The following is a 26141-nucleotide window of genomic DNA, read 5'->3' as shown; positions in this document are numbered from 1 at the left end:
TGACCGCAGAGATCACTTGGCGCTGGCGCTGCGCGAGTAAACCGGCGGGTGCCGGGGCAGGTATTCTTAGCTTCGGTCAGCGGCAGGTCTGATCAACGGCGCAGGGAGAAACCACAGATGAACACCCTCGGTACCACATGGGCGGTCCATGGTGACGGCAAGACCATCAAGCCCGGAGACGTCGTGGGCCCGCACGAACGACTGAGCTGGCCCCGGACCACCGGGATTGGACTCCAGCACGTCGTCGCCATGTTTGGCTCCACTTTTTTGGTGCCGATCCTTACCGGCATGCCCCCGGCCACCACCTTATTCTTCTCCGGCATTGGCACCGTCTTATTCCTGATCATTACCGCCGGCCGGATTCCCAGCTATTTAGGGTCCAGCTTTGCATTCATCGCTCCCATCACCGCGGCCCAGAGTGAGTTCGGCATCGGTGGGGCGCTGGGCGGTGTGGTCATGGCCGGCGTGGTCCTGGCGGCGATCGGCCTGCTGGTGCAGCGCTTCGGCGCGGCATGGATCAATCTGGTCATGCCGCCGGCCGTGACCGGGACAATTGTGGCGCTGATCGGGCTGAACCTGGCACCGGCGGCCAAGGGTAATTTTGACAAAGCGCCCGTCACAGCGCTGATTACGCTGGTGGTTATTTTGCTGGTCAGCGTGCTGTTCCGCGGGATTCTGGGCCGGCTGTCCATCCTGGTCGGCGTGCTGGTCGGTTACGTTGCCGCGGTGCTGCGGGGGGAAGTGGATTTTGGCAGCATCAATACCGCCTCGTGGATCGGCCTGCCGCCCTTTCACCTGCCGGAATTCCATCTTGCCGTCGTCGGCCTCTTCGTGCCGGTGGTTCTGGTGCTGGTTGCGGAGAACATCGGCCATGTGAAATCCGTGGCCCTGATGACCGGGAAGAACCTGGATCCGCTGGCCGGACGCGCCCTGATCGCCGACGGCGTAGCCACAACCCTCGCCGGCCTTGGCGGGGGGTCCGGTACCACCACCTACGCCGAAAATATTGGCGTCATGGCGGCAACACGGGTCTACTCCACCGCAGCCTACTGGGTCGCAGCATTTGCGGCCCTGCTGCTGAGCTTTTGTCCTAAGTTTGGCGCCGCCATTGCCACCGTGCCGCCGGGAGTGCTCGGCGGCGCTGCCACCATGTTGTACGGCATGATCGGCGTGCTGGGCGTGCGGATCTGGGTGCAGAATAAGGTCAACTTCTCCAACCCGATCAACCTCACGACCGCCGCCGTCGCGCTGGTGGTGGGAATTGCGGACTACACCTGGAGCGTTGGAGACCTGCAGTTCGCCGGCATTGCCCTGGGCACGGCCGCTGCGCTGGTGATTTACCACGGCATGAGCGCGCTGGCCCGCTGGCGCGGGACGGCGCCGGATCCGCGCGAACCGGAAACCGGTGCCCCGGACGCGCTGGGCCCGGACTCCCGCGGCGCGGAAATCTAGTCCCAACTGGGTAGCAGCAGATGCACTCATTCCGCGATTTGGGTGCATCTGCTGCTACCCAGTTGGGTCAGACACCGTTCAGCGCTTCGGCGGTGGCCAGTGCGACATACCGGGCCGCGTGCAGCTGTGCTTCCTCCCCCGAGCGGGCCACCTCCGCAGCACTTGCCGCCGCTACCACCCCGTGTTCGGCCAGTTGCGCCGGTGTCACTTCGATCCGCCCGGCCACAACGACGACGGGCAGTCCACGCGCGTTGGCGGCATCGGCAACGCCAATCGGGGCCTTGCCGGAAAGCGACTGCATGTCCAGCGATCCTTCACCGGTGATCACCAGATCAGCCTCCGCCAGCGCGCCGGCCAGCGATGTCAGCTCGGCGACGAGCGCAAAACCTCCCTCAATGTCTGCCCGTGAATAGGCCAGGAACGACGACGGGAAGCCGCCGGCCGCGCCGGCTCCCGGGATGTTGATATCAGTACCCGTGGCAGATCGAACCACGGAGGCCAGGTGCCGCAACCCCGCGTCGAGCAGTTCGACGTCCTGAGGATCGGCGCCTTTCTGCGGGGCAAACACATGCGCGGCACCGTTGGGGCCGTAGAGCACGTTGTCCACGTCCACGGCCAGTCGGATCCGGGCCGTAGCCAGCCGCGGGTCCAGCCCTGCCGCATCAATGGCGGCAACGTCGGCCAGTGATCCTCCGCCGAGCGGTACCAGCTTTCCGCGGGCGTCCAGCAGCTGAAGTCCCAGCGCACGCAGCGCCCCGGTGCCGGCATCGGTCATAGCCGAACCACCAAGACCGAGGATGATCTCCGTGGCACCGGCATCCAGGGCCGCGGCAATCAGCTGTCCGCAGCCATAGGAGTGGGCGCGCAGGGCGTTCTCCCGTGTCGGTTCGCAGAGCAGATAGCCGCTGGCCTGCGCGGTCTCGATGACCGCCGTCGTCCCTTTAATCGCCCAGACCGCTCCAACGGGTTTGAGGATCGGGCCCACCACGGCATTGAGCCTCTCGTCGTACCCGGCGGCGAGCGCGGCCTCCAAGGTCCCCTCGCCCCCGTCGGCCATCGGAAGTAGGGTCACCGTCGCTTCGGGATAGACGCGCAGCGCCCCCTCGGCCATCGCCGCCGCCGCCTCGGCCGCCGTCAGGGTGCCCTTGAACTTATCCGGTGCAATCAGAATCCGCATGGCTCCCATCCTGCCAGCTAGCCGAGCACTCAACGAACCCCGTTGGAGCAGGGCAGCCCTAGTCCTGGAAATGGCCTTCGGCTCGGTGTCCTGCGGCCTGTCCAGATCATGCTGGGTAAACTTGAGCACGCGCCAGCCGAGATCAATGATGCGTTCATCACGGCTGATGTCCCAGCGTCGCTGGTATTCCGTGATGTGATGGCCACCGTCGTATTGAAGGGCGAGCCGATATTCTTCATAGGTCATGGCCGGTGTCTCCACATGCCTGCCATCGCAGTCGCTTACAGCCACGTTGATCGCTGGTTCCGGCAGCCCCGCCCGGCGGCGGCAGCGCTCAACTTAATGAGTGTGCTGACAGGTTACTGGCGTTTGAGCAAGAGCACGCCGTCGCGGACTGCGGGCTGGTACGCCCTGCCGAGTTCGACGAGTTCGACGAGTTCGATGGCAAGAGACGAAGGCAGCCGGACACCCGGTGCCACCCTAACGAGATCGCCAGCGCGTAAGCGTCGCAGGCTCAGCCGGGCATCAAGGGGCTTCGGCAGTTCCGCGGGCACGCGCATGGCCTAAGTGTGGACCCGTCCGTGATCCTCCTTTACGCTATCCACAGGGGAGCTTGAAGTGCGGCGCAGCCCTAAACCCTGGGCCAACGGGCACTGGGCGAACGGGCACTGGGCCAGCGGGCACTGGGCGAACGGGCACTAGGCGAACGGGCACTATCTGCCGCTTAGGTCGCAGCGAGACGGCAGTCAGCGACCGTTGACGAGATATGAACCCGCATCCAGCCAACCTGGCGGGATGCGGACCATCGGATCCGGCAAGCCGTACAGCCTCAGTCCCAGTAGCCGCGCTCCCGCATGACCTCAGCGAGCAGGTCTGCCCGGTCAGTCATGATGCCGTCCACGCCGAGTTCAAACAGCGCGTGCATCTGCGCCGGGTCATTGATGGTCCAGACGTGCAGCTTAAGCCCCAGGGCGTGGGCCGTGGCCACAGATTTGCCGGTAACCACGCGGATGCCGCGGTAGCGCACCGGCACCTGGATGCAGTCCACATCCCGCAGAATCCGGCGCAGCAGCGGGTGCGGCAGCCACGGTCCGAGAAAAATGAACGCCGCGAGCAGGCTCCTGCCGGCGGAACTGGTCACCGGACGGGAGAGCCTTTTGAGCACAGCGCGTCGGCGCCGATCGGAGAATGAGGCCACGCAGACTCTCTCATGCAGCCCGAATTCCTCGATTGCCGCGGCCAGCGCCGGGGCCGATCCGGCGTCTTTGACATCCAGATTCATCCGGATGCCGGGAAGGGCCGCCACCAGCTCGGCAAAGGTTGGAATGGCCTCTTTGCCGCCGATCCGCGCCCGCGACACCTGCTCCGCCGTCAGCGCGCTGATTTCACCCGCCCCATCGGTGACGCGCGCCAAAGTGGAGTCGTGGAAAACCAGCAGCACGCCGTCCGCCGTGGTGTGCACATCCGTCTCCACGTAACTAAAGCCAAGCTCGACGGCAGCGCGGAAAGCCGGAAGCGAATTCTCCAGACCACGCCGGGAAAAGCCGCGGTGTGCGAAGGCCGCGGGGACGTCGGATGCTAAAAACGGCTTGACCACGCGCTCACGCCTTCGCCAGCCCGGCGAGCCGTGCCTCCAGAACCTGAGCTACGCCGTCGTCGGAAAAATCAGGGGCGTGCAGCGCCGTGGCTGCCCGCGCACGCTCGTGCCCGCTGGCCATTGCATAGCCGGCGCCCGCCCAGCGCAACATTTCTATGTCGTTTGGCATGTCCCCGAACGCCACGACGTCACGCGCCTCAATGCCGCGGGACGCAGCGTATTCCGCCAGCGTCACCGCCTTATTAATGCCGTGCGGCCCCATTTCCAGCATGGCGGTGGCTGCGGCCGAATGTGTCACTGCCAGCAGCCGGTCCACCGAAGGACGGACCCGGGCCAGGAAAGCGTCAGCGGTGCTGTCCCGGGTAACGGCGAGGAATTTAACCACTTCGGATTTGGCGGTGACAGTTTCCCGCAGCGGAGCCGGGGTTACCTTGGCCAGCAGGTCCACAGTCCCGGGCTCCAGGAAACCCGGTTCCAGCTGGAACCCTTCCAGCGTCTCCACCGCGAAGGCCGCATCCGGGACCAGATCCTTGATGATCTCCCGGGCCCGCAGTATCGACGCCAGCGGCAGCAGGTGGGACGAGGTCACCCGTTCGCTGACCAGATCATAGACCACCGCCCCATTGGAGCAAATGACCGTTCCGGTATGGCCGATCTGCTCGCGCAATGGGTCCAGCCAACGCGGCGGGCGTCCGGTGACGAAGACGATTTCCACCCCGGCATCCTCGGCGGCCCGGAATGCCCGGATCGTACGGGGGCTGATTTTCCCGTCGTGACCAAGGATCGTTCCATCGATGTCGCTGGCAATTAACCGCATGCTCAAAGGTTATCGGATGACCTGCCGGGGATCAGCGAGCCGGTCAGGCACAGGGCGCTCAGCCCGCTGCAGCAATAAGCCCCCGGCAGCGCCGCTCAAGATAGCGCACTGCGTGGTGCAGCTGGGAAAACGCCTCATTCGTGGTCTGCCCGTGAAAGTACCTGTAGTAAATCTGCTGCGCGATCACCGCCAGCCGAAAAAGGCCAAAAATCTCATAAAAAATCCAATCCGCGTCCGGCGTGGACAGCCCCGTTCGCGCCGCGTAATACTCCACCACCTCGGCCCTCGTCAGCATGCCCGGCAGGTGAGTGGGCTGGCGGCGCAGGCTCTGGACGACCTCGTCGTCGTCGGCCTGGACCCAATATGCCAGCGCTCCGCCCAGATCCATCAGCGGGTCCCCAAGCGTGGCCATTTCCCAGTCCAGGATGCCCACCACCGCCGGCTGCGCCTGCCTCCCCGCCTGCCCCTGCCCTTGCCCTTGCGGCCACGGCGCCGACAGGACAATATTGTCCAGCCGAAAGTCATTGTGAATCACACAGTTGCCCGAGTCTGCCGGCTGCCGTGCGTCCAGCCAAGCCATCACCGGCTCAAATCCGCCAACGTCCTCGGTCTTCGCCGCGACATACCGGCTGGTCCAGCCCCGGACTTGGCGCGCCACATAGCCATCACCCCGACCCAAGCCGCCCAACCCTACCTCCTGGGCATCCACCGCGTGCAGTTCGAGAAGGCGATCCAGTAAATCGGTGCACAGTCTCCGCGCCCGCTCCGGCGTCAACGTCATCCCGGCGGGCAGGTCCCTACGCAGAACTGTCCCCTCCAGCCGCTCCATCAGATAGAAGTCGGACCCGATCACGGCCGGGTCGTCGCAAAAAGCGATCATCTCCGGCACGTAGCCAAACACCGGCTTGAGCTGGCGCTGAATGGTGAATTCACGGCGCATATCGTGGGCGCTGCGGGCCTTGCTGCCGGCCGGGGGACGCCGCAGGATCACGTCCCGCTGCGGATAGCGCAGCAAATACGTCAGGTTTGACGCCCCGCCAGCGAACTGCCGGACCTCCGGAAGGCCGTCCAGTCCCTGCATCACGGGTCCGCGCCGGTTTCCCCGGTGCGCGCCGGCCTCCCGCTTCAACCAATGGGCGACGGCGGCGACATCGAACGCGTCTTCGGCACGTACGGCGCGGGCACCCTCGGGCTCACTCATCCGCCGTTCCCCTTTTCGGCCGGTATTTACCCAGCTCATGGCTCGCGACGACGCCGCTGTGCACCTCATCGGGACCATCGGCCAGCCGAAGCGCACGGGCGTGCGTCCAGGCCGCAGCGAGCGGAAAATCGTCGGACAGGCCTGCGCCGCCGTGCAGTTGAATGGCCATGTCAATCACCTGTTGCGCCATTTTCGGGACTACCGCCTTAATCTGGCTGACCTCGGCAACGGCGGCGCCCGGGCCCCGGGTGTCCAGCAGCCATGCGGCGTGCAGCACCAGCAGCCGAGCCTGATCGATACTCATCCGGGCCTCGGCGATGCGCTCCCGGTTTCCACCCAGATCCGCCAGCGGCTTGCCGAACGCACTCCGACTCAGAGCCCGTCGGCAGCCAAGCTCCAGGGCCCTTTCGGCCAGCCCGATCAGCCGCATGCAATGGTGCACCCGGCCCGGGCCCAGCCTGCCCTGCGCAATGGCAAAGGCCTGGCCCGGCCCGGCAATGACATTGGTTAGCGGAACGCGCACGTCCGTAAAGGAGATTTCACCGTGCCCGCCGGGCTCATCGTAAATTCCCATGGTGGGCAGCATCCGCTCCACCCTCACCCCTGCGGTGCTGCGCGGGACCAGGACCATCGAATGCCGGGCATGCCGCGGAGCCTGTGGATCCGTCAAAGCCATCACCAGCAGGATCTCGCAATCCGGATGCCCGACGCCGGTGGACCACCACTTGCGACCGTTCACCGTCACCTGGTCCCCGGCGACGGTAGCCGTGGTCTCCAGGGTGGTCGCGTCCGAGGATGCCACGGCGGGCTCTGTCATCGCGAATGCGCTGCGGATCCGACCGTCCAGCAGCGGATCCAGCCATTCCCCACGTTGCCTGGCGGAGCCGTACTTGATCAGCACCTCCATGTTTCCGCTGTCCGGGGCGTTGCAGTTGAAAACCATTGGCGCGAGAAAGGATCGCCCGGTCTGCTCCGCGATGGGTGCGTAATCCGTGTTGCTCAGCCCTGCACCACCGCGAGGCAGATAACGCGAACCCAGCGCCTCCTCGCACCCGGAGGGAAGGAACAGGTTCCACAGACCCTGTTCGCGCGCCGCGGCCTGCAGCGCGTGGAGAAGAGGCAGCGGACGCCACTGCTGCCCGGCGACTCGGGCCTCCGCGAGACTATCCTCGTACTCCTGCTCCACCGGAACAATCTCGGTGTCGATGAACGAGGCCACCCGTTCGCAGAGGTCTGCGGCACGCGGGGAGAGGGAAAAGTCCATGTCGCCACCTTATGGCCCAATACCGACAATCAATAGAGCCCGGTATACCGTACCTCCCGCGCTGAGCTGCCTATCTCGGCTCGGCCCCGCCCACCACAGCCGCGGCCGTGCCGTCTGGGCGCAACATCCAGCCCACGCGCTTGGTGCAAGCAAGCATCACCACGCTGTCCCGGAGCTCTATGCCGGGGATGTTCTGTTGCAGGGTAAGTTCCACATCCATGACGTCAGCAACTGAGTTAAGCCACATGATGACGGTGAAATTGCTCTGCCCCGTGGTCGACGCGCTGAACCTGACATTGCGCAGCCGCCGCAGCGTGGCCGCTGCGGCCTCATGCTGTCCGGGCGGAACCTTGACGAACCATTGACAGGTGACCGGGAGACCCGAGAGGCTTTGCGCGATTTCACACCGGAGGGAGAGAATATGTGAGGCCAGAACACGATTGAGCTGTCGCTGCGCAGTTGCTGCAGTTCGCCCCAGGGCCCGGGCGATCTGCGCAGCCGTGACCCGGCCGTCGGCCGCAAGGAACGGCAGCAAATCCAAATGACTTTGGGGAAGCTGCCCGTCTGAGTAATCAATCCGGGCCAGCGACTGCATCTTTTGCTGCTGGGCCCGACTCAGCACGTTCAGCCGCCACGAACTGCCGTTTTGGTGTTGCCGGGTGCACAGCGAAGTCTCGTAGCCCAGCACACCGTGGATGGCGCGGATACTGGGGATAACCTCCGTGCTGAGCTGGGCCATCGATTCCGTGACCACGGTCAACATGAGCGCATGGCTGCTGGCAGTCTGTTCCACGGTAATTATCTCCGGCACGGCGCAGAGCGCCTCCACGACGCGCGACTGGTCCACCATGACGCAATCCACCCCGATGAATGCCAACGACACCGTCTGCGGGTCACCGGTTCGGTGACCTGTAATCCAGGCGAGGCCCGAGGCTCTCAGTCGCTCCCATCGCGCGGCCAGACTCGTGGGATGAACGCCCAGCACAGCCGCCACCTCCACCCACCCCGCCCGCGGCGCAATTTGGAGCGCGTGGATCAGGGCCAGATCCTCCTCGCTTAGCAGAGTCTGGCGTTCCATTCAACGATCATTGCAGGCGATGCATATAAATGTCTTCTTGAATCGAAGATTTGCATATTTTCAGGGATATAAGTGACCGTGAGTCAAATCACTTCAGACTTGAAGGACATACATTTCACAGGAGTACACATGACCCTTACTGCACAAGACCTCACCGGGGACCTGATTCGGTTCCGTCACGAAATGCACATGGAACCGGAGATCGGGCTGCACCTGCCGCGCACCCAGGAACGCGTCCTGACGGCCCTCGATGGCCTCGGCTACGAGATTTCCCTCGGCACGGACACCACCTCGGTGACCGCTGTGCTGCGCGGGGGCGCTGGGGCCGACGGCCAGTCCGCTCGGAAGCCAATCGTCCTGCTCCGCGCGGACATGGATGCCCTACCCGTGCAGGAACGCAGCGGCGTTGAGTTCAGCTCGCGAGTCGAGGGCGCCATGCACGCCTGTGGCCACGACCTCCACACCGCAATGCTCACCGGAGCGGCCACCCTCCTGGCAGACCAGCGGGACCAACTGCCAGGCGACGTTGTACTCATGTTCCAACCGGGAGAAGAGGGCCTGGACGGCGCCTCGGTCATGATCCGTGAGGGCGTCCTGGATGCCGCGGGCCGCCGCGTCGATGCCGCGTTCGGCATGCACGTGTTCGCCGGTTTGGCTCCGCACGGCCAGTTCTGCACCAAAACCGGCGTCATCATGAGCGCCTCCGATGGTTTAGTGGTCACCGTCCTCGGTGCCGGCGGCCATGGGTCTGCCCCGCACGCTGCCAAGGACCCGGTTACCGCAGTGGCGGAAATCGTCACGGCCCTGCAGGTGATGATCACCCGACAATTCAACATGTTCGACCCGGTAGTGCTAACAGTAGGGTTACTGCAAGCCGGCACCAAGCGCAACGTCATCCCGGAAACCGCGCACTTTGAGGCCACCATCCGGACGTTTTCGGAAGAATCCCGAGACAAGATGCGCCTGTCCGTGCCGCGCCTGGTGAAGAACATCGCGGCCGCCCATGGCCTGGAAGTAGATGTTGACTATCAAACCGAATACCCTGTCAGCATCACCGACGTGGGCGAGACCGAAAGGGCTGAGGGCGTAATCACGGAGATGTTCGGCTCGGAACGGCTGACCCGGATGGCAACCCCGATCAGCGGCTCGGAAGACTTCTCCCATGTCATGGCCGCCGTCCCCGGAACGTTCATCGGCCTCAGCGCCGTTGCGCCCGGGCAGGACTACAACAGCACGGCGTTCAACCACTCCCCCTATGCGACCTTCGATGACGACGTCCTTACCGATGGTGCCGCCCTCTACGCCGAGCTGGCCGTCAGCCGGCTGGCCTCCCTCGCGGGCACGCAACCGGCGCCCACCAGCGTCGACAACTAATTCCGGAGACCCAGATGACAACCTCAATCAACCCCAAGACCGCGACGGCCTCCGGTACGCCGAAGCTGTGGCGCACCCTGCTCGGCACCGGCATCGGAAATGCCGTCGAATGGTACGACTGGGCCGTTTACGCGACCTTTACCCCGTTCCTGGCCGGGGCGTTGTTCAATCCGGCGGACAAAACGTCGGCAGTGCTGTCAACGCTGGCGATTTTCGCCGTCGGCTTCATTGCCCGGCCGTTCGGCGGGTTCCTGTTCGGTTGGATTGGCGACCGAATCGGCCGCAAATCCTCCATGACGCTCGCCGTCGGCCTCGCATCGGTTGGCAGTCTGCTGATCGCAGTCGCGCCAACCTATGGATCTGTTGGCGCCTTCGCCTCGCTGACGTTGCTGGTGGCCCGTCTGCTGCAGGGTCTGGCCCACGGCGGCGAGCTGCCGTCGTCGCAGACGTACCTGTCCGAAATGGCGCCGAAGGAAAAGCGTGGCCTCTGGGCAACACTCATCTACACCTCCGGCACCTGTGGCATCCTGTTCGGGACGCTGCTCGGCGCCGTCATGACCCTAATGCTCTCCAAGGCGGATATGCAGGCCTGGGGCTGGCGCGTACCGTTTGCCGTTGGTGCCGCGATGGGCCTGTACGCGCTGTACATGCGCTCCCGGCTGCACGAGTCGGAAGTTTTTATCGACGAGGACGCCAACGCCAAGCGTGCCCCAATCTGGCCGCAGATTGTGCGCTACCGCAAGCAAGCCGGCCAGGTGATCGGGCTGACAGTGGGCCTGACCGTCGTTTACTACATCTGGGGCGTCGTAGCGCCAAGCCATGCAGCCACAGACTTGGGCATGGACCGCGGTTCGGCACTATGGGCCAGCGTCATTGGCAACCTCGTATTCATCGCCGTCCTGCCGTTCTGGGGCCGGTTGTCGGACCGGATCGGCCGCAAAAAGGTGTTGCTGACCAGCGCCATTGGCGGCGCCGTCCTGCACTTCCCGATGACCTGGCTGCTCAAGGACCAGCCGTGGCAGCTGGCAGTGAGCATGTCGGTGATGCTCATCTTCATCGCCGGCAGCGCCGCGATTGTGCCCGCCGTCTACGCTGAGTTGTTCCCCACCAGCATCCGCACCGTGGGAGTGGGAGTTCCCTACTCCATCTGCGTCGCCGTCTTTGGCGGCACGGCACCGTACCTGCAGTCGTGGCTGGGCTCCATCCATCTGGCCCAAATGTTCAATTTCTACGCCGTGGCCCTGCTGTTGATCAGCGCCGTTTTTGTCTTCACCATCCCCGAAACCATGGGCAAAGACCTCAACGAATCCGTCAGCGTCTAAGGAGGGCCAGCATCCGGAGGGTCGGGATGCCGACGGCGGTCCGGAGGGTCGGGATGCCGACGGCGTCACTCGCCGTCGGCATCCCGGCCCTGAGACGTCAGCGGCCGAAGGTTCCCGTGATCCGCGCCCTGCCCAGCGTGTGGGAGAACAGATTGAAGCCGAGCGAGGCCGGCGAGGCATCAGGTGACAGGCCCAGCTCCGGCACGTCCACGGCATGCACCACCACCATATAGCGGTGCGGTCCATGACCTGGCGGCGGGGCTGCGCCCGCAAACCCGGCTATGCCGCCGTCGTTCTTCAGTGTTAATGCCCCTGCCGGCAGCCCCTGTCCATTGTCGCTGTCGGCGTCTGTACCGTCTGCGTCCCCGCTCCCGGCGCCCGCCGCCAGGGATGTGACGGTAACAGGAATGTCGCACACCGCCCAATGCCAAAAGCCGCTGGCCGTGGGCGCGTCCGGATCGAACATCGTCACGGCGAAGCTCTTCGTGCCGGAGGGAAAGCCGCTCCAGGAAAGTTGCGGCGACATGTCTTCACCACCGGCACCGTCGCTGACCTGCGCTATTGGCAGCGTTTGGCCGTCGGCCATGGATTCACTGCTTACGGTAAAGCTGCTGGTTTCGGGCAGAAGCGCATACGGGTCGTACTGATAATTTGCTGACATCAGGGTTTCCTTTTCTCGTTGCCTGTCTTTTCGTTGCCCGCCGCAATTCGGGTATGAAGCTCTTCGCGCGACGGCGGATTGGCCCCGGCGCGGGAGACAGTGATCGCCGCCGCCGCAGCGGCATAGCGCAGCAGCTGCCGGAGATCCTCGGCGCTGAGCGAATGAAGACTATCCCGTCGCTGGGCGCCATCGAGCTCCCGGTCCACCAGCGCGGACAGCAGAGCGGCCATGAAGGAATCCCCTGCTCCTACTGTGTCCACCACGGCAGTCATGGGAACCGCGACCTGCGCTTCACCTGCTGCACATACCGCCCACGGGCCCTGGGCACCGCGGGTCACCACGACGACGGCGGGTCCCCGGCCGCCGCCGTCCGCCGCTGCGCCGTGGTCCGGCACCACGCCCTGGCCGATGGAGAGCCAGTTCCGCGCGGCGGTCAACGGATCGAGGTCCGGATACAGCCAAGCGAGGTCTTCGTCCGAGGCCTTGACCACATCCGCCAACCGGACAAAATCCTCCGCCTGCGCCCGGGCATACGCTGCATCGGCGATGATGCTGGGGCGGCAGTTTGGATCGTAGGAAATCGTGGCGCGCGGCCTTGCCTGCAGGACGGTCCTCAGCACCTGGGCGCTTCCAGGCTGCAGCATGGTAGCGATTGAACCGGCGTGCAGCAGGGTGGTCGCCTCGAACAGGAAATCGAGTTTGCCGGCAAGCCCGGGCAGATCCCAGGCGAGCTCGAAGGCGTAACTTGCGGCACCGTCGTCGTCTACTGTGCAGCGGGCAATACTGGTGGCCTCGTGATCGGGCGGCAGCGGCACCAGCACCGAGTTCTCATGCAAATGCGCCGAAATCAGCGTGCCGTAGGAGTCCTGCCCAAACCGGCCAAGAAACTGCACCGGGTGCCCCAACCGCGCCAACCCGACCGCCACGTTCATCGGGCTGCCACCCACATGCGGAACCGGCGGCTGCGTGCCGTGCACCACTTCATCAATCAGGGCCTCACCTATGACAGTCAGCATTCTCCTAGCCTAGGTTAGATTCCCGTGCGGCTCAGGAAAACTGCGGCTCAGGGCCGAGCTGACCAGGCTGCGGCAAACCGCGAAGGCCTCGCTGCGGACGTCAATCAGGTCAAAATGGTCCCCCGGCACCGGGATGAGTTCGGCTACCGCCCCGGCAACCTGCGCGGACGCAACATAATCGCGTGAGAGGGACGGCGGGACGGTGACGTCCGCCGCGGCGGCTACCGCGTACACCGGGACCTTAAGCGGAATCTGCTGCAGCGGATCCGCGAGTCGGTACCGTTCCGGGCTGGACTCCGGCGAGCGCCCGAGGAAATTGCGGACGGCGCCGTCGCTGAGGTTCAGTTCCATGGCCTGGCGCAAATCCAGTACCCCGGACTGACTGACGACAGCGGTCAGCGGCACCACTGTTCGCCCCGTTGGCTTACCCGCAGCAGCGTAAGAGCCCGGGGCACCGGGCGGCAGTTTGTCCCGTCCGGCCGCCCATACGGCGAGCTGCCCGCCGGCCGAATGACCCAAAGCAACCACGCAGTCCAGCTTTAGTGCGTGCTCTGCAGCCACTGGCCGGAGCGCGTCGATCCCGGCGCTGACGTCCGCAAAAGTCTGCGGCCATCCCCCTCCCTTACCTGCCCTGCGGTATTCAAGGTTCCAGGCCACGATGCCGTGGGCGGCAAGGTCTGCAGCTATTGGCGCTCCCAGTTCTGCCGTATACGCCGAACGCCAATAACCGCCATGAATGACCACCACTACGCCTTCGTAACGCCGCTGGCACGGCAGGTAGAGCTCGGCGTACTGCGAGCGGTCGGCGCCGTAGCTGTACCGTATTGGCATGGCTGCCTCCCATTTAGCGTCGGGCATAGCGCCGGACGAAGTTCGCGATGATTTCTCCTGGCCGGTCCACGGATGCCGTGCGGGTCCGGGCCTGGACCTGCTGAAGCTGATCGATCGGAAAGTACCCGGCATTCCGGTATACGTTTATCCGGGTCAGCAACCCTGCCACGTCTAATTCCGGGTGGAATTGCGTGGCATAGAGGTTGCTTTTGATCCGGAACATCTGCACCGGGCAGGTGGCGGAAGAAGCTAGTAATACAGCATGCGGCGGCAGCTGCGTACAGGCCTCCTTATGACCAACGAAGGCCTGGAATTGGGCGGGCAGTCCTGCCAGCAGCGGATCGACCACGCCGGACTCCGTCAGCGACACCTGCACCGCCCCGATTGGTTCGCCAAAACGTCGTCCGATCACTGCTCCTTGGTGGACTCCCAACGTTCCCACCCCGTAGCAGGCGCCGAAAAACGGGAAGTCGACCGCCACAATTAGATCCAACAGAGCCGCGAGCTCCGCCTCGACCCGCACTTGGACCGCGCTCTTCCGGCTTACCGGGTCGCTGGCATTGAACGGGCTGCCGCCCACCAGCACGCCGGAGTAATCGTCCAGCTCCAGGGCCGGCAGCGGGCCCGACTCCATCCGCACGCGCACCAGCGACGACGAGGTGAGCGAACCGCTGCGCAGGAAGGCGTTGTATTCGTCGTCGGCGGCTGCGTCGTCGGCGCGGGTGGACAGGAGCAGGAATGGCTTCGTGCTCCTGCTGGTTTCCGTCATACGGCCGAGCCTACCGACTCGACTGTCAGCGGGCGAGGCAGAACCTTGTCAGCGTGCGAGGCAGGACCTTGTCAGCGGCACACACCGGGGCTGTCTGCCCCTGCTGCTAGCGTGGTGCTAACTGGAAAGTACCGGAAGGGACAGCACTTGAAACGGACAAGACCTGCATGAGTAGCCATTGGGAAAGTTTGGCTGAGCAGCTGCGGCCCGCCGTCGCCGCCAGCGTCGCCGAATACGAGCGCGTCCGTTCCCAGCTGGAATTTGTCACGTGGGACGTTGAAGCCAGTATCCGGGAAATTTTCAAGGATTCCGCAACCACGCCTTTGTTCGTCACCAGCCGGACCAAATCCCTGGAATCCTTCCGGGAGAAGGCATCCCGGATGGTGGCCCCCGTGGCGGGAGCCGAGCCTGCACTTGCGTTCCCGGAGCCCCTGCGGAACCTGACGGACATCGTAGGGGTACGCGTCATCACCACGCTGCCGGCGGAGAACGCCGAGGCCGCCAACCTGATCAAACGTCAGCGCAGCATCTTCGATTGCCGGGGAGACCGGGAGAAGGACATCGGCTCGATCGAATCAGGTACCTACGGGTATTCCAGCCGGCACCTGATTCTGCGGTGCATCCAAAATGACGTGGTCAAGCATTACCAGCGGGTTCTGGACCCATCAGCAAAGCCCACCGGCAGTTACTTCTTTGAGTGCCAGATCCGTACCGTCTTTGCCCATGCGTGGAGCGAGATCGAACACGACATCCGGTTCAAAGCCCAGGACCGAAGGGCGTGGAGCCCCTATTTTGATCGCCAATTCACCGCAACGGCGGCCATGCTGGAAACCGTGGAATCCGCGTTCTCGGAGCTGGAAGAACGCTACGAAACGGTGACTAATTTCTGGGATGAAGCAGGTGAGGGTGCCGTCGCACTGACTCCCAACCGGGTCAAGGAGGTCTGGCAGACACTGCTGCCGCATGTGGACAGGAAGTCCGACGACGACTGGGGCTGGGCAGCCGAGCTACTCGCTGCCCACGGCCTGGTCCGGACCATCGAACTGGTCGATGTACTGCAATCGCAGGCGATCAGCGACGTCCGCAAGGCGCTGGACCACAGGTATTCTCCCGGTCCCGACAGGCTCCTGGATGATCTCCTGCTGTGGCGCTTCGGCACGGCACATATTGATTTGACTGCCGAGCCGGCGAGCCCGGATGCCAAACATCTGGAAAACAAGGCGCGCCGGGAAAGCCTGCAGCGGCGCTACCAGCAAATGACGCGCTATCGCCAATCAGGTATTGCTTCGCCGCCGTCGTCGCACTGAGATATCGACAGTCTGCTTGCATTTCGGCCAAACTGTACAGGTCAAGCGAATACGTCAACACGTCTTAACGAATAACGGGAGTCATGATGAAAGCATCGAAGACACTGACCAAAAATCTCCAGGCCGTCCTGGTGGACCTGATTGAGCTGCATCTGCAGGGCAAGCAGGCACACTGGAACATCGTGGGAACCAACTTCCGCGACCTGCATCTGCAGTTGGACGAAATCATTGCCGCCGCCCGCGAGTTTGCCGACGTCACAGCGGAGCGCATGCGTGCCCTGCAGGCATCCCCGGACGGCCGGAGCGGGACGGTCGGCAGCAGCACTACGCTTCCGCAGCTCCCGGAGGATCTGATCGATACCGGCGAAGCCGTGGATCTGGTGGTGGAGCGGCTGGCCAAGACCGTGGCTACGATGCGCGAGGTCCACGACGAGGTCGACGAAGAAGATCCGACGACCGCAGACCTGCTGCACGGCTTCATCGCCTCGCTGGAACAGTTTGCGTGGATGGTCGGAGCAGAGAACATGAAGGCCGGCAGCACCAAGACCGTCTCGCCGCATGCCAAGGACGCGGCCAAGAGCTAGCAGCTTCAACGTTGAACGTTGAACGGCCAAGAGAGGGCCCGGACATACTGTCCGGGCCCTCTCTTGGGGTATTCGGGGAAAAGAAAAAAAGAAAGTCCATCCGTAACCCATCCGTGAGAGAGATCACTCCGAACTTCCTATGGACGCGCCCGCAAACGGGCCGCCACCGCGAACGAAGAGGATACTGAAATGAATAAGAAATCTGCATTCCTGATTGTTCCGGCGCTGGCTCTGGGCGCAATGGCCCTTTCCGGCAGCCCGGCACTCGCCGCTGATACGGGCACAACCTCGTACCAGACCACGCTGGGAGCGCTGAACGGCAGTAACGCAAGCGGTACTGTCATGATCAGCCTCACCGGGGACCAGGCAACCGTAACGGAGAACGTCAGCGGACTCGCTGCGTCCTTCAGCGGGAAGCCTTACCCACATGTCCAGCACATCCACATCGGCGGGCAGGGCATGTGCCCGGCTCCCGCTGCTGACACCAATGGAGACGGCGTCATCAGCACCACCGAAGGCGGACCCGCCTACGGCGGGATCGGCACCACGTTGTCCACCAGCGGCGATACCAGCCCGGCGGCCGGCACAGACCTGACATTGGCGGGCATGGGCTCCGATTACACCTACCAGCGCACGTTCACCATGAACGCCGACACGATTGCCTCGCTGAAGGCCGGGACCGGCGTCGTCGTCGTTCATGGTCTTGATCCGGCAACCCTTTCGGCTGCGGCTCAGGCCGCACCGAGCGATCTGGTTCCGTCCCTGCCGTTGGCGGCAACGTCGCCTGCCCTGTGCGGGACGCTTGCCGTTTCCCAGATGGCCAGCATGCCCGGCGGTGCGCCGGGAACCGGCGTGACTCAGGCGGTTTCGCACAGCAGCACCACTGCAGGTCCTGATGCAGGGATGCTTGCTGCCGGTGGTGCTCTTGTTCTGGCCGCCGGAGGCGCCGTAATGGTGGGCCGCCGGATGTCCACCAAGAGCTCCAAGGGCTAGGGAAAACTTCCTTCCCATGAACAACAACACCAGCCGCCGCGGACGCTTCATTGCGTCCGCGGCGGTCGCCCTCATCCTTCTGACCGGCTGCGGTACGACTTCCGGGCCCGCGGCGCAGTCCGCTCCAGCCGCTGTCTCTTCCGCTCCAGCACCGTCACCTTCGGCGCCGTCGGCCGCTGCAACCACGAGCCCGGCACCTGCTGCAGCACCCGCTGCCGCTGCCGCTGCCGCACCCGCGCCGGTCACGGTTGGCCCCATTCTGCCGGACTCAATACCAGTCAGCCTGGACATTCCCGGCATCGGCGTTCAGTCCCAATTGCTGCAACTCGGAAAGGCTGCGGATGGAACCGCCGAAGTGCCGCCGGGTGAGCCGGGCTCCCCGGCAGGCTGGTACAAGTACTCTCCGACACCCGGGGAACTCGGTCCGTCCGTGATCCTGGGACACGTTAATTCGACCCTGACCAACATCGGCGTCTTTTACAAATTGCACGAGATGACGCCGGGGCAGCAATTTTCGGTAACCCGTTCCGACGGTGTGGTCGCCGTTTTCGCGGTTGACCGGTCACAGGTTTTCAAGAAGGACCAGTTCCCGACGCTGGCGGTTTACGGAAATACGGACCGTGCGGAGATCCGGCTGATTACCTGCGGCGGCTACAACCCCGCGACGAACCTTTATGACGACAACACCGTCGTTTATGGTCACCTGGTTTCCAGCCACCCGGCCTGAGACCAATGCTGCCAATACCCGTACATAATGAGGGGAAGAGTTAGATGATCCGTCGAAGCGCAACTCTGGCCTTGGCCGGTGCCACGCTGGTCCTTATGGCCGCCTGCGGCGGGCCAGCCGAGGGGTCGGGGTCCTCTGCCAACGTCACGGCTTCCGGCTCCAGTTCCGGCTCCAGCGTGGCCCACCCGTCCGCTGCCGAGTCCGCCACGCCCGCGCAACCAGTGGCCGGGAACGCACCGTCCGACGCCGCAAAAATGATCTGCGGGGACGAGACCAAGACCAACCTTACGTCGAGTCTGGCACTGCCTGGACCGCCGGAAAGTGCGGACAGCTGGGCAGACAAGCTGTACACGTGCACCTACACGCTGCCGGCCGGAAAATTGGTCCTGTCCGTGAAGGAATCCGACGATCCAACATCCGCACGGGCGTATTTTGACGCACTGCAGCTCAAACTTGGCAGCACCGAATCCATCGACGGACTGGCCAACCTGGGCCTTCCTGCCTACAAGACCGCCGACGGCAATGTAGTTTTCACCAAAGACAATATGACGCTGCAGGTGGACGCAAGCGCCCTGACCGAGACGGTAGGACCGCACAGCGTGTCGCGAACCGAGTTATCCTTCGAAATTGCGACAGCAATCCTGGGCTGCTGGCGGGAGCACTAGCTCTCCTGCCCTCTAGCTCTCCTTCGATTCCTGCTCTTCCTGCTTCTTAGTGCTCTTGCGCGCCTGCGGATCCTGCGGTTCCAAGGCGGGATTCCACAACGGGTCATCGGCGGGGTCATTAACCCCGCCCTTAGCGGCTGCCGCGTCCGCCACCACATCGCTGTCCGCATCAATGCGGGCCAGCGGATTGTCATTGGCCTCCTGCTCTGTATGCTCTGTCTGCTCTGTATGCTCTGTCTGCTCTGTCGAATCTGCCGAATCTGCCGAATCTGCCGATTCTGCGGACTTTGACAGCCCGGCGGGATCTCCCGCCGCAGGCTCCCGGTCTTCTTTGTGATCGTCCATTGACGTCCCTTCCTCTGGTTCCGCCAACGTATCAGCGGACGAGCCCGGATGGAACAACACCTGCACGTGAACAATTGAGCGAAACGGCGCTAAGCCCGCAACAGACGAATACAGAAGCGTGCCCCAACGGGCGCATCGGGCGCCCGGCCAAGCGGACCACCGGAACTGTCTTCGCCGTCGTCGTCCTCCGGAGCCTCAACCGTAAGCCGTGCACCGAGCCGATCGGCGAGTCGTGCCGCGATGGACAGGCCCAGCCCGCTGCCCACTGGTCGCTGGCCCGCGTAGCGACGGTAGAGCACGCCGCGGTCAAAGGCGACGGCGGCGTCCTCGGCGCTCAGCCCCGGCCCACTGTCCCGAACATCGATCGCCACCGCTTCGCCCCACCCGTCGTGATGCTCTAGCCGGGCCGCCAGGAGCAGCAGGCCGTCGGCCGGAGAAACCCGCAGTGCGTTTTCCACCAGTCCGTCCAGGATCTGTCGAAGCCGCTGAGCATCCGTCAGCACCACAAGGGCCGGGTCAGGACCCGAGCCGGCCGGATGCGGCAGCGTCAGCTGGAGCCGAACTGAACTTTGTTCCGCGCGTGCATACCAAGCCTGCTGCACCTGCTGCAGCACCAACGCCACGTCCACCGGCCTTTCCTCCACCGCAAAATCGTCCGCTTCCAGCCTGGCCAGCTCCAGCAAGTCTTTGACGAAAGCATCCAGCCGGTCTGTTTCCGCCGCCAGCGTGCGTCCTACAGCAGCGACCTCCGGCGCCGGCACTAAACCGTCCTCCAAGGCTTCGGCGTACCCGCGCATAGCTGTCAGCGGCGTCCGGATCTCGTGCGAAATCGAGAGCAGGAATTCGCGTTGCCGGGCCTCACTGGCCACCAGCGCGTGGTCCAGCCTATTGACCGCTTCACCAACCGCCCGTACCTCGGTAACGCCGGAGGGATCAAGCTGCACCGCGCGTTCGCCGCCAGCCATCCGGCGGGCCGCGGCCGCCGTCCTGACCAGTGGACGGGACAGTCTGCGGGCCAACAGCGTGCCGGCCGCCACGGCAATCAGCAGGCCTGCTGCAAGCGCCAGCAGAGTGCGCTGGAACACCAGCGCGGACGCGGCATTGACGTCGGCCAGCGAGCGGGTCAGCACCAGGCCCCCGCCATGTTTGAGGGCACGGGCCTGAAGTAACAGTGCGCCCGAATCCGTCGTGGCCGTCCGCGAAAGGCCCGCCCCGGAAAGCACACGCGCGACCTCGGCGGTGCTGAGCAGTGCGCGTGCGGGTCCGCTGACGACGCCATCGGCACTGATCGAGGAGACATCGTAATTTGCAGGTCCCAAGAGGTGGCGTTCGCGCAGATCCAGCGCCTGCGACGCCGCCGGTGCGGCCGCAAACGCGTCAGCGTCACGCGACAGTTCCAACCTTGCCTGCCCGACGGCGGCGGCACGGATCAGCGGGAACCCCACCATCCCCGTCACCAGCACTGTCACAACGGCGACGGCGGCGGTCACTAGGGTGATGCGTCCCGCCAACGAGCGCAGCCAGGCCATCATTGCGTCCGCCGTTCCCCACTGGCCGTGTAGCCAACTCCGCGCAAGGTACGGATCGGGCTGGCCGCACCGAGCTTGGCCCGGACCTGTGCAATGTGCACATCAACCGTGCGGCCGGCGCTGTAGCTCGCCTGACCCCATACCGCCGAAAGCAGTTGTTCACGGGTGTAGACCCGGTCCGGGCTGGTCAGCAGATAGGCCAAGACGTCGAACTCCCTGGCCGTCAGCTCTACGGGGATTCCCGCTGCGCTAACACTGCGGTGCCCGGTATCCATGGTCACCGCGCCGACCTGGATTAGCTCGCTGTTTGCCGGTCCCGCCGCGCGCCGCAACACACCCTTGAGACGGGCAACAAGTTCCCGGGGCGAAAACGGCTTGGTCAGGTAATCATCGGCGCCGAGTTCCAACGCCAGAATCTTATCGACCTCCTCGTCCCGGGCGGTCACAAAAATTAACGGTGTCCAATCGCCCGCGGCGCGCAGCCGGCGGCATAACTCGATCCCATCCATCGTGGAGACACCGGCTGCGCGGGGTCCTGTTACCTCCCCGGTTCCGACGCTTCGGCCACCCGTGAGGCCGATGTCGACGATTGCCGCTACCGGACGCAGTCGGCGGATCTGCTGCAGGCCGGCTTCCCCTGTCGTCTCCACATGCACGCCGAACCCGGCCCCACTGAGGTACAGCCGCTGCACATCCGCGATCGCCTGCTCGTCCTCGACGATCAGCACCAGCCCGCGGGCCGACGCCTCCTCCGGGCCCGCGGCATTGTCCATGTCTCCATTCAACCGCTAAGCCGCCGCGAAGGACGCACCCCCCGGAGATTCTTTACCTCGCTCTTACATTGCCTTGACGTTTCCCGCATATAACCGCGCCATAGTTGGAGCAGCGGCATTTCTGGAACGCCCGGATGCCGGTTCGAAGGAGCCATTATGAACAACAATTCAGAAATCCCCCCCTGGACCGGCGCACCGGCCGTCCGACCGCCGCAGAAACGGACCGGCCGGCGCCGGGTCGCCGCCGCTGCTGCCGGAGCGTCCCTACTCGCGGCCGGACTCTTCGGTGTGAGCGCAGCTTCCGCAGCGGATGCCACCCCATCGGCAGCCACGCCCACCAGCGCTGCCTCCGCGCCCTCTCCTGGTTCCACCACTGCCGCCGCAGGCCACGCCCAGCAAAACCGCACTTCACACGTCCACGCCACCGTGCGCGAGGAACTGCGGATCGACCTCCGCGCCAAGACGGGCTTCGGTGACACGGCACATGTGGCGGCTTATGGGCTCATCCACCATCCCAAGGCATTTGCGAAACTGCCGGCCAACCTCCAAACAGACCTCAAAGCCCTGGAAGCTGCTCCCGCGGCAGAACGGGACGCCGATGCCGTAAAGATCAAGGACACCGCCCTGAACGGCGGCTACGGCGCCGCAATCCAAACCGAAGCCAAGACGATCCAGACCAAGATGGCCCAGACCCCCGCCAACTGAGTAGCAGCACATGCATTCATAACGCGTTTTGCATGCAGGTGCTGCTACTTAGTTGGGCCGGACCGGGGCAGGGGCCGCCGGGGCAGGCGTGGACGTTACCGCCGCCGGAGGTGTGCCGGCCGCACGCCGACCGTGCTGACGCCCGGCTCTACTGAGCTTCGAGGGCCACCAGATGACGGGGCCCAGGTCGTAGGCCAGCGCCGGGACCAGCAGCGAGCGGACTACCACGGTATCGAGCAGGACCCCGAAGGCCACGATAAAGGCGATTTGGACCAGGAACAGGATGGGAATGACGCCCAGTGCTGCGAATGTGGCCGCCAGCACGACGCCCGCGGAGGTTATGACCCCTCCGGTCACGCCCAGCCCGCGCAGGATTCCGGGCCGGGTGCCCAGCACCAGCGATTCCTCACGCACCCGGGTCATCAGGAAAATGTTGTAATCCACACCCAGTGCCACCAGGAAGACAAACCCGAACAGCGGAACTGCAGCGTCGGCTCCGGGGAAGTGGAAAACGTGGTTGAAGACCAGTGCGGAGACGCCCAGCGCCGAAAGGTAGGAAAGCATCACGCTGCCGATCAGCAGCAGCGGGGCAACGATGGAGCGCAACAGCAACATCAAAATCAGCAAAATCACCACCAGCACGAGTGGAATGATCTTGACCAGGTCGCTTTGCGCGGTGTTGTTGGTGTCCAGCGCTATGGCCGTAACTCCACCCACCAGCACGCCCGAATCCAGCGGCGGGAGCGATCGGCGCAGATCGCGCACCACCTGCTCCGCGGCCGGAGATTCCGGCTGCGCCCTAAGGGTCGCATTGATTAATACCTTTCCGTCTTTGACGATGGCAGGCCCGGCCTCGTCCGCGGCCGCCGGTCGTTTACTGCCGGTATAAACGGTGGCACCGGAGATACCGTCCTGACCGGCGACGGCGGCAAGCACGGTATCCTTCTTCCCTTGGTCCGCGATGATCACCACCGGGCTGCCGCTGCCGCCGTCAAAATGCTGGCCCAGAGCCTTTTGTCCGTCGACAGCGTCGCTCTTGGTCAAGATGACATCAGACTGCGAGACGCCGCTCGCATTCAGCTGCAGTGCGCCCGCACTTGCCGCCAGCAATAAAATCAAAGCGGTAACCCACGTCACCCGCGGACGGCGCCCGATCATTGAGCCTACTCGCTTCCACAGCCCGCTGATCCCCTCCAAACCGGTCCGGGCATCGCTGCTCTGACGCTGCCCAGCGTGCTGGCCACCGTCAACCTTGGGCAGAAACGGCCAGAACGCCACCCGACCAAAGACCGCCAGCAAAGCCGGCAATAGCGTTAGGGAAGAGAGCAGTGCAAAAACTATGCCGATAGCGGCAATCGGGCCCAGGCTCCGGTTGGAGTTCAGATCCGACACCAGCAGGCACAAAAGGGCAATGATCACGGTGGTTCCGGAGGCCAGAATCGGTTCCCATACCGCGCGCAGGGCACGCCCCAAGGCTGCCCATCGGGGGCCGACCTCATGGAGCGCTTCCCGGAAACGCGACACCAACAGCAGTGAATAATCGGTGGAGGCGCCGATCACCAGAATGCTCAGAATCCCCTGACTCTGCCCGCTGAGCTTTATCCAACCCCAGCTTGCAAAAGCATAAACCAGCAAAATGGCCGCCGTCAGCGCAAAAACAGATGTCAGGAGAACCAGAACAGGCAACACCAAGGACCGGTAGACGGCCAGCAGAATAACGAAGACAGCAATCAGCGCCACCAGCAGCAGCACACCGTCAATACCGCCGAAGGCATTGACCAGATCCGCGGTCAGGCCCGCAGGCCCGGTCACATAGGCGGTCGTTCCCGGCGGGAGATTATCCGCCAGCACCTGCCGCAGGTCGGCAATTACGGTCTGCACATTCTCTGTATCGGCCACCGGGACAATGAACTCCACCGCTTTTTTGTCCGCCGACGGAATCGGGCCCGCAATACTGGCTGTGGCCGGCGCCGTCGGCTGCTCAACGCCTGCGACGGCCGCCATCTTCGGGGTCAGCGTGGCAAAGTCCGCGAGCTTTGCCGGCGGAAGTTCCGTGTCCGAGGTCAACAGCACTATCGCGGGAATGCTGCTGGAATCCAGGAACTGCTGCTGGGCATCCAGGGCCTTGGTGGACTCAGCGCTGGCCGGCAGGAAGCTTGCCTGGTCGTTGCTGGAGACGGAGGAGAGCTTGCCGAACGTGGGACCGCCAAAGGCAGCGGCTCCGAGCCAGAGGACGATGAGCACCACCGGCAGCAGGACTCGCAGCCAGCGCTTCGGGTTCCAGTCCTTTTTCACGCGGATCCTCACTTCATCGATATTTAGTTCCATGATGGAACTTCTCTCTAGTGAAGATAATACAGATATGCTGGTGGGAAACCAATGGCCAGCCTGCTCGGACGTCGGGCAGAGGGACACCGAGGCAATTGAGGTGAAGAAGTATGCAAGCGCCGATGCCGGATTTTGACCTCTTGACGCTGCTGCAGCAGTTCACGGTCGAAACTGACCGTTATGTGGATGCCGTCAGCAGCACGCATGGTCTGCACCGGACCGATATGAGCGCCTTGGCCTTTATGGTGCAGGCCGCCCGCGCCGACCAGACTGTCACGCCGGGGCGCCTGGGCGAGGCGCTGAACCTGAGCTCACCGGCGACGACGGCGCTAATGGACAGACTCGATCGCGCCGGACATCTGACGCGGCAGCGCAGCGCAGAGGACCGCCGGCAAGTGCAGCTCGCCATGACGGACCACGCCCGGCAGGTGGGTAGACGGCTCTTCACTCCATTGGCCCGGCACCTGACACAGGCGCTGGGGGGCTATAGCGATACGGAGCGGGAGCTGGCTGGCCGGTTCATCACAGACATGATCGCGGCAACCATTGCCGCCCGGGAAGATATCCCCCGCGGGCCCGGCTAGCGGCGACCGCGTTTGGACGCGTGCCCCTTGGATTTGACGCCGGCGGTCTTTGCGCCCTTGCCCGCGCTCCTGGTTCCATGGTTGGTAGTGCCGCCAGCCGTCGTCGTACTTTTGTCTGAACCTTTTCCTGAGCTCTTAGCCGGGACTCGGGAAGCACCTTTGCCGCCGTCCTTGCCGGCGCCGCTGCCACCGCGGACTTTTTTGGGCGCGGCGTCCTGTGCGGCTTGAACGGAAGGCTGGCGCGAGCTTTGCGCCGAACGACCGCGGACCACGCCAATGAATTCCTCGATCACCGGATCCGTATTGCCCTCCAACCAGGCCAGCCCGATCCGCGGCTGTGGCACCCCGGAGACCGGACGTGCGCGCAGTGACTTGCGGCTGAACTGGCGGGCCACGGACATCGGCAAAATCAGGATCCCCAGCCCTGCCTCGACCAGGTCCAGTGCCGCTTCCAAGGTCTCCATTGCCGGCAAGGGCGGGCGTGTCCCGGCTCGGATCTGGTCCGAAATATCCCGCCACTCGGGAAAGAGGTCGGGGTCTTGTAGGAGGTATTCCGCTGCAAGCTCGGCCACGGGGACCTCATCAAAAACCGCGATTTCATGGTCCTTGGGCGCAACCACCACCGGGATTTCGGCGTAAAGTTCAATAACATTCAGGCCAGCGCGGTCCACGGGTAAGCGGACAAAACTCATTTCCGTCTCGCCCCGGTGCAGTATGGCCACCTGATCCACCTCGGACACCGGCGACGCCAGCAGCGGACACTGCGGCATGCGCTCCTCCCAGCGGCGGATCCACTTGCCAGGAGTCACTCCGGGCACAAAAGCTACGGTCAGGACGCGGGATTCGGGCACGTGAACACAGTAGCGCACCGCATTAGGACCGGGTGCGCCAGTTTTAGTGGTCGACCAATGCGGCTCCCGCAGGTTTTAGTCAATGTCGGCCAAGGCCTGTGGCCACGTGCGCGGGATGAACTCCGCAGCCATCCCTAAATTCTCCGCAATTCCTTGCCCACAGGGCGCAGAAACTCTTGTATGTTCTACTT

At 64.2% G+C, this 26141-nt stretch carries 26 protein-coding genes; 10 read left to right on the top strand and 16 right to left on the bottom strand.

Annotated elements, in window-relative coordinates; all coding sequences use genetic code 11:
* Window positions 1-117 precede the first annotated feature (117 nt).
* The gene (locus IV500_RS10705; protein ID WP_196396800.1) at window positions 118-1452 is read left to right on the top strand and encodes a uracil-xanthine permease family protein; all 1335 of its coding nucleotides are present in this window, start codon (window positions 118-120) and stop codon (window positions 1450-1452) included.
* A 67-nt stretch (window positions 1453-1519) separates the two neighbouring features.
* Here IV500_RS10705 and IV500_RS10700 read toward each other — a convergent pair whose 3' ends face one another.
* The 7 genes from IV500_RS10700 to IV500_RS10670 form a co-directional block, all read right to left on the bottom strand.
* Entirely contained in the window at window positions 1520-2629 is a 1110-nt protein-coding gene (locus tag IV500_RS10700) for a glycerate kinase (protein WP_196396879.1), read from the bottom strand.
* A 359-nt stretch (window positions 2630-2988) separates the two neighbouring features.
* Window positions 2989-3189 (bottom strand): hypothetical protein, encoded by a 201-nt coding sequence (locus IV500_RS10695; protein ID WP_196396799.1) that lies wholly within the window; start codon window positions 3187-3189, stop codon window positions 2989-2991.
* Between the two features lie 269 nt (window positions 3190-3458).
* Window positions 3459-4226, bottom strand: a complete 768-nt coding sequence (locus IV500_RS10690; RefSeq protein ID WP_196396798.1) for a glycerophosphodiester phosphodiesterase family protein — start codon at window positions 4224-4226, stop codon at window positions 3459-3461.
* A gap of 4 nt (window positions 4227-4230) precedes the next feature.
* Window positions 4231-5043, bottom strand: a complete 813-nt coding sequence (locus IV500_RS10685) for an HAD family hydrolase (protein WP_196396797.1) — start codon at window positions 5041-5043, stop codon at window positions 4231-4233.
* A gap of 58 nt (window positions 5044-5101) precedes the next feature.
* Window positions 5102-6244, bottom strand: coding sequence for a phosphotransferase family protein (locus tag IV500_RS10680; RefSeq protein WP_196396796.1), 1143 nt, complete (start codon window positions 6242-6244; stop codon window positions 5102-5104).
* Window positions 6237-7508, bottom strand: a complete 1272-nt coding sequence (locus tag IV500_RS10675) for an acyl-CoA dehydrogenase family protein (protein ID WP_196396795.1) — start codon at window positions 7506-7508, stop codon at window positions 6237-6239. Before IV500_RS10675 ends, IV500_RS10680 begins: the two co-directional genes overlap by 8 nt.
* Window positions 7509-7578: 70 nt before the next feature.
* Window positions 7579-8586 carry an Lrp/AsnC family transcriptional regulator gene (locus IV500_RS10670; RefSeq protein ID WP_196396794.1) on the bottom strand — a complete coding sequence of 336 codons (1008 nt, stop codon included), beginning with the start codon at window positions 8584-8586 and terminating at the stop codon, window positions 7579-7581.
* A gap of 129 nt (window positions 8587-8715) precedes the next feature.
* On the opposite strand from IV500_RS10670, the gene IV500_RS10665 reads away from it, so the two are divergent.
* Window positions 8716-9960 (top strand): M20 metallopeptidase family protein, encoded by a 1245-nt coding sequence (locus IV500_RS10665; RefSeq protein WP_196396793.1) that lies wholly within the window; start codon window positions 8716-8718, stop codon window positions 9958-9960.
* A 14-nt stretch (window positions 9961-9974) separates the two neighbouring features.
* Window positions 9975-11282, top strand: coding sequence for an MFS transporter (locus IV500_RS10660; RefSeq protein ID WP_196396792.1), 1308 nt, complete (start codon window positions 9975-9977; stop codon window positions 11280-11282).
* Window positions 11283-11379: 97 nt separating this feature from the next.
* On the opposite strand, the gene IV500_RS10655 is transcribed toward IV500_RS10660, so the two are convergent.
* From IV500_RS10655 to IV500_RS10640, 4 genes are read right to left on the bottom strand one after another with little or no spacing between them, the layout of a single operon-like run.
* A complete protein-coding gene (locus tag IV500_RS10655) occupies window positions 11380-11943 on the bottom strand; it encodes a YbhB/YbcL family Raf kinase inhibitor-like protein (protein WP_196396791.1) in 564 nt (187 codons plus the stop codon).
* On the bottom strand, window positions 11943-12959 hold the full coding sequence (locus IV500_RS10650) for a carbohydrate kinase family protein (protein WP_196396790.1): 1017 nt from the start codon (window positions 12957-12959) through the stop codon (window positions 11943-11945). The genes IV500_RS10655 and IV500_RS10650 overlap by 1 nt, the downstream gene beginning before the upstream one ends.
* Before the next feature lie 9 nt (window positions 12960-12968).
* Window positions 12969-13790: an alpha/beta hydrolase gene (locus IV500_RS10645; protein ID WP_196396789.1), complete on the bottom strand. Its 822-nt coding sequence runs from the start codon at window positions 13788-13790 to the stop codon at window positions 12969-12971.
* 13 nt (window positions 13791-13803) lie between these two features.
* Window positions 13804-14559, bottom strand: a complete 756-nt coding sequence (locus IV500_RS10640) for a glutamine amidotransferase (RefSeq protein WP_196396788.1) — start codon at window positions 14557-14559, stop codon at window positions 13804-13806.
* Between the two features lie 167 nt (window positions 14560-14726).
* On the opposite strand from IV500_RS10640, the gene IV500_RS10635 reads away from it, so the two are divergent.
* From IV500_RS10635 to IV500_RS10615, 5 genes are all read left to right on the top strand, one after another.
* Entirely contained in the window at window positions 14727-15866 is a 1140-nt protein-coding gene (locus IV500_RS10635) for a GTP pyrophosphokinase (protein ID WP_196396787.1), read from the top strand.
* Between the two features lie 86 nt (window positions 15867-15952).
* Complete coding sequence (locus IV500_RS10630; RefSeq protein ID WP_196396878.1) at window positions 15953-16450, top strand: Dps family protein; 498 nt, start codon at window positions 15953-15955, stop codon at window positions 16448-16450.
* A gap of 189 nt (window positions 16451-16639) precedes the next feature.
* Window positions 16640-17443, top strand: a complete 804-nt coding sequence (locus IV500_RS10625) for a hypothetical protein (protein WP_196396786.1) — start codon at window positions 16640-16642, stop codon at window positions 17441-17443.
* 16 nt (window positions 17444-17459) lie between these two features.
* Complete coding sequence (locus IV500_RS10620; RefSeq protein WP_196396785.1) at window positions 17460-18170, top strand: class F sortase; 711 nt, start codon at window positions 17460-17462, stop codon at window positions 18168-18170.
* 44 nt (window positions 18171-18214) lie between these two features.
* Window positions 18215-18835, top strand: a complete 621-nt coding sequence (locus IV500_RS10615) for a hypothetical protein (RefSeq protein ID WP_196396784.1) — start codon at window positions 18215-18217, stop codon at window positions 18833-18835.
* Between the two features lie 12 nt (window positions 18836-18847).
* Here the strand turns inward: IV500_RS10615 and IV500_RS10610 are convergent, their stop codons facing one another.
* The 3 genes from IV500_RS10610 to IV500_RS10600 form a co-directional block, all read right to left on the bottom strand.
* Entirely contained in the window at window positions 18848-19180 is a 333-nt protein-coding gene (locus tag IV500_RS10610) for a hypothetical protein (protein ID WP_196396783.1), read from the bottom strand.
* 89 nt (window positions 19181-19269) lie between these two features.
* Entirely contained in the window at window positions 19270-20712 is a 1443-nt protein-coding gene (locus IV500_RS10605) for a sensor histidine kinase (protein ID WP_196396782.1), read from the bottom strand.
* Window positions 20709-21482 (bottom strand): response regulator transcription factor, encoded by a 774-nt coding sequence (locus IV500_RS10600; protein WP_196396781.1) that lies wholly within the window; start codon window positions 21480-21482, stop codon window positions 20709-20711. The genes IV500_RS10605 and IV500_RS10600 overlap by 4 nt, the downstream gene beginning before the upstream one ends.
* 156 nt (window positions 21483-21638) lie before the next feature.
* Between IV500_RS10600 and IV500_RS10595 the strand changes: the two genes are divergently transcribed.
* The gene (locus IV500_RS10595) at window positions 21639-22187 is read left to right on the top strand and encodes a hypothetical protein (RefSeq protein WP_196396780.1); all 549 of its coding nucleotides are present in this window, start codon (window positions 21639-21641) and stop codon (window positions 22185-22187) included.
* 48 nt (window positions 22188-22235) lie between these two features.
* On the opposite strand, the gene IV500_RS10590 is transcribed toward IV500_RS10595, so the two are convergent.
* The gene (locus tag IV500_RS10590) at window positions 22236-24515 is read right to left on the bottom strand and encodes an MMPL family transporter (protein ID WP_196396779.1); all 2280 of its coding nucleotides are present in this window, start codon (window positions 24513-24515) and stop codon (window positions 22236-22238) included.
* 110 nt (window positions 24516-24625) lie between these two features.
* Between IV500_RS10590 and IV500_RS10585 the strand changes: the two genes are divergently transcribed.
* Window positions 24626-25099 carry a MarR family winged helix-turn-helix transcriptional regulator gene (locus IV500_RS10585; protein WP_230854812.1) on the top strand — a complete coding sequence of 158 codons (474 nt, stop codon included), beginning with the start codon at window positions 24626-24628 and terminating at the stop codon, window positions 25097-25099.
* Here IV500_RS10585 and IV500_RS10580 read toward each other — a convergent pair.
* Entirely contained in the window at window positions 25096-25950 is an 855-nt protein-coding gene (locus tag IV500_RS10580) for a LysR family substrate-binding domain-containing protein (RefSeq protein ID WP_312875900.1), read from the bottom strand. The two genes, IV500_RS10585 and IV500_RS10580, sit on opposite strands and share 4 nt — an antisense overlap.
* Window positions 25951-26141 lie beyond the last annotated feature (191 nt).

The organism is Arthrobacter terrae (genome assembly GCF_015708085.1).
GTDB classification, from domain to species: Bacteria; Actinomycetota; Actinomycetes; order Actinomycetales; family Micrococcaceae; genus Arthrobacter_M; species Arthrobacter_M terrae.
Note: the sequence above shows the minus strand (reverse complement) of the source record. Positions and strands in the feature narration are given on the sequence as shown.

Coding starts and splice junctions, on each gene's coding strand:
- IV500_RS10705 (WP_196396800.1), top strand. CDS start 118: ATGAACACCCTCGGTACCACATGGGCGGTCCATGGTGACGGCAAGACC.
- IV500_RS10700 (WP_196396879.1), bottom strand. CDS start 2,629: ATGCGGATTCTGATTGCACCGGATAAGTTCAAGGGCACCCTGACGGCG.
- IV500_RS10695 (WP_196396799.1), bottom strand. CDS start 3,189: ATGCGCGTGCCCGCGGAACTGCCGAAGCCCCTTGATGCCCGGCTGAGC.
- IV500_RS10685 (WP_196396797.1), bottom strand. CDS start 5,043: ATGCGGTTAATTGCCAGCGACATCGATGGAACGATCCTTGGTCACGAC.
- IV500_RS10680 (WP_196396796.1), bottom strand. CDS start 6,244: ATGAGTGAGCCCGAGGGTGCCCGCGCCGTACGTGCCGAAGACGCGTTC.
- IV500_RS10675 (WP_196396795.1), bottom strand. CDS start 7,508: ATGGACTTTTCCCTCTCCCCGCGTGCCGCAGACCTCTGCGAACGGGTG.
- IV500_RS10670 (WP_196396794.1), bottom strand. CDS start 8,586: ATGGAACGCCAGACTCTGCTAAGCGAGGAGGATCTGGCCCTGATCCAC.
- IV500_RS10665 (WP_196396793.1), top strand. CDS start 8,716: ATGACCCTTACTGCACAAGACCTCACCGGGGACCTGATTCGGTTCCGT.
- IV500_RS10660 (WP_196396792.1), top strand. CDS start 9,975: ATGACAACCTCAATCAACCCCAAGACCGCGACGGCCTCCGGTACGCCG.
- IV500_RS10655 (WP_196396791.1), bottom strand. CDS start 11,943: ATGTCAGCAAATTATCAGTACGACCCGTATGCGCTTCTGCCCGAAACC.
- IV500_RS10650 (WP_196396790.1), bottom strand. CDS start 12,959: ATGCTGACTGTCATAGGTGAGGCCCTGATTGATGAAGTGGTGCACGGC.
- IV500_RS10645 (WP_196396789.1), bottom strand. CDS start 13,790: ATGCCAATACGGTACAGCTACGGCGCCGACCGCTCGCAGTACGCCGAG.
- IV500_RS10640 (WP_196396788.1), bottom strand. CDS start 14,559: ATGACGGAAACCAGCAGGAGCACGAAGCCATTCCTGCTCCTGTCCACC.
- IV500_RS10635 (WP_196396787.1), top strand. CDS start 14,727: ATGAGTAGCCATTGGGAAAGTTTGGCTGAGCAGCTGCGGCCCGCCGTC.
- IV500_RS10630 (WP_196396878.1), top strand. CDS start 15,953: ATGAAAGCATCGAAGACACTGACCAAAAATCTCCAGGCCGTCCTGGTG.
- IV500_RS10625 (WP_196396786.1), top strand. CDS start 16,640: ATGAATAAGAAATCTGCATTCCTGATTGTTCCGGCGCTGGCTCTGGGC.
- IV500_RS10620 (WP_196396785.1), top strand. CDS start 17,460: ATGAACAACAACACCAGCCGCCGCGGACGCTTCATTGCGTCCGCGGCG.
- IV500_RS10615 (WP_196396784.1), top strand. CDS start 18,215: ATGATCCGTCGAAGCGCAACTCTGGCCTTGGCCGGTGCCACGCTGGTC.
- IV500_RS10610 (WP_196396783.1), bottom strand. CDS start 19,180: ATGGACGATCACAAAGAAGACCGGGAGCCTGCGGCGGGAGATCCCGCC.
- IV500_RS10605 (WP_196396782.1), bottom strand. CDS start 20,712: ATGATGGCCTGGCTGCGCTCGTTGGCGGGACGCATCACCCTAGTGACC.
- IV500_RS10600 (WP_196396781.1), bottom strand. CDS start 21,482: ATGGACAATGCCGCGGGCCCGGAGGAGGCGTCGGCCCGCGGGCTGGTG.
- IV500_RS10595 (WP_196396780.1), top strand. CDS start 21,639: ATGAACAACAATTCAGAAATCCCCCCCTGGACCGGCGCACCGGCCGTC.
- IV500_RS10590 (WP_196396779.1), bottom strand. CDS start 24,515: ATGGAACTAAATATCGATGAAGTGAGGATCCGCGTGAAAAAGGACTGG.
- IV500_RS10585 (WP_230854812.1), top strand. CDS start 24,626: ATGCAAGCGCCGATGCCGGATTTTGACCTCTTGACGCTGCTGCAGCAG.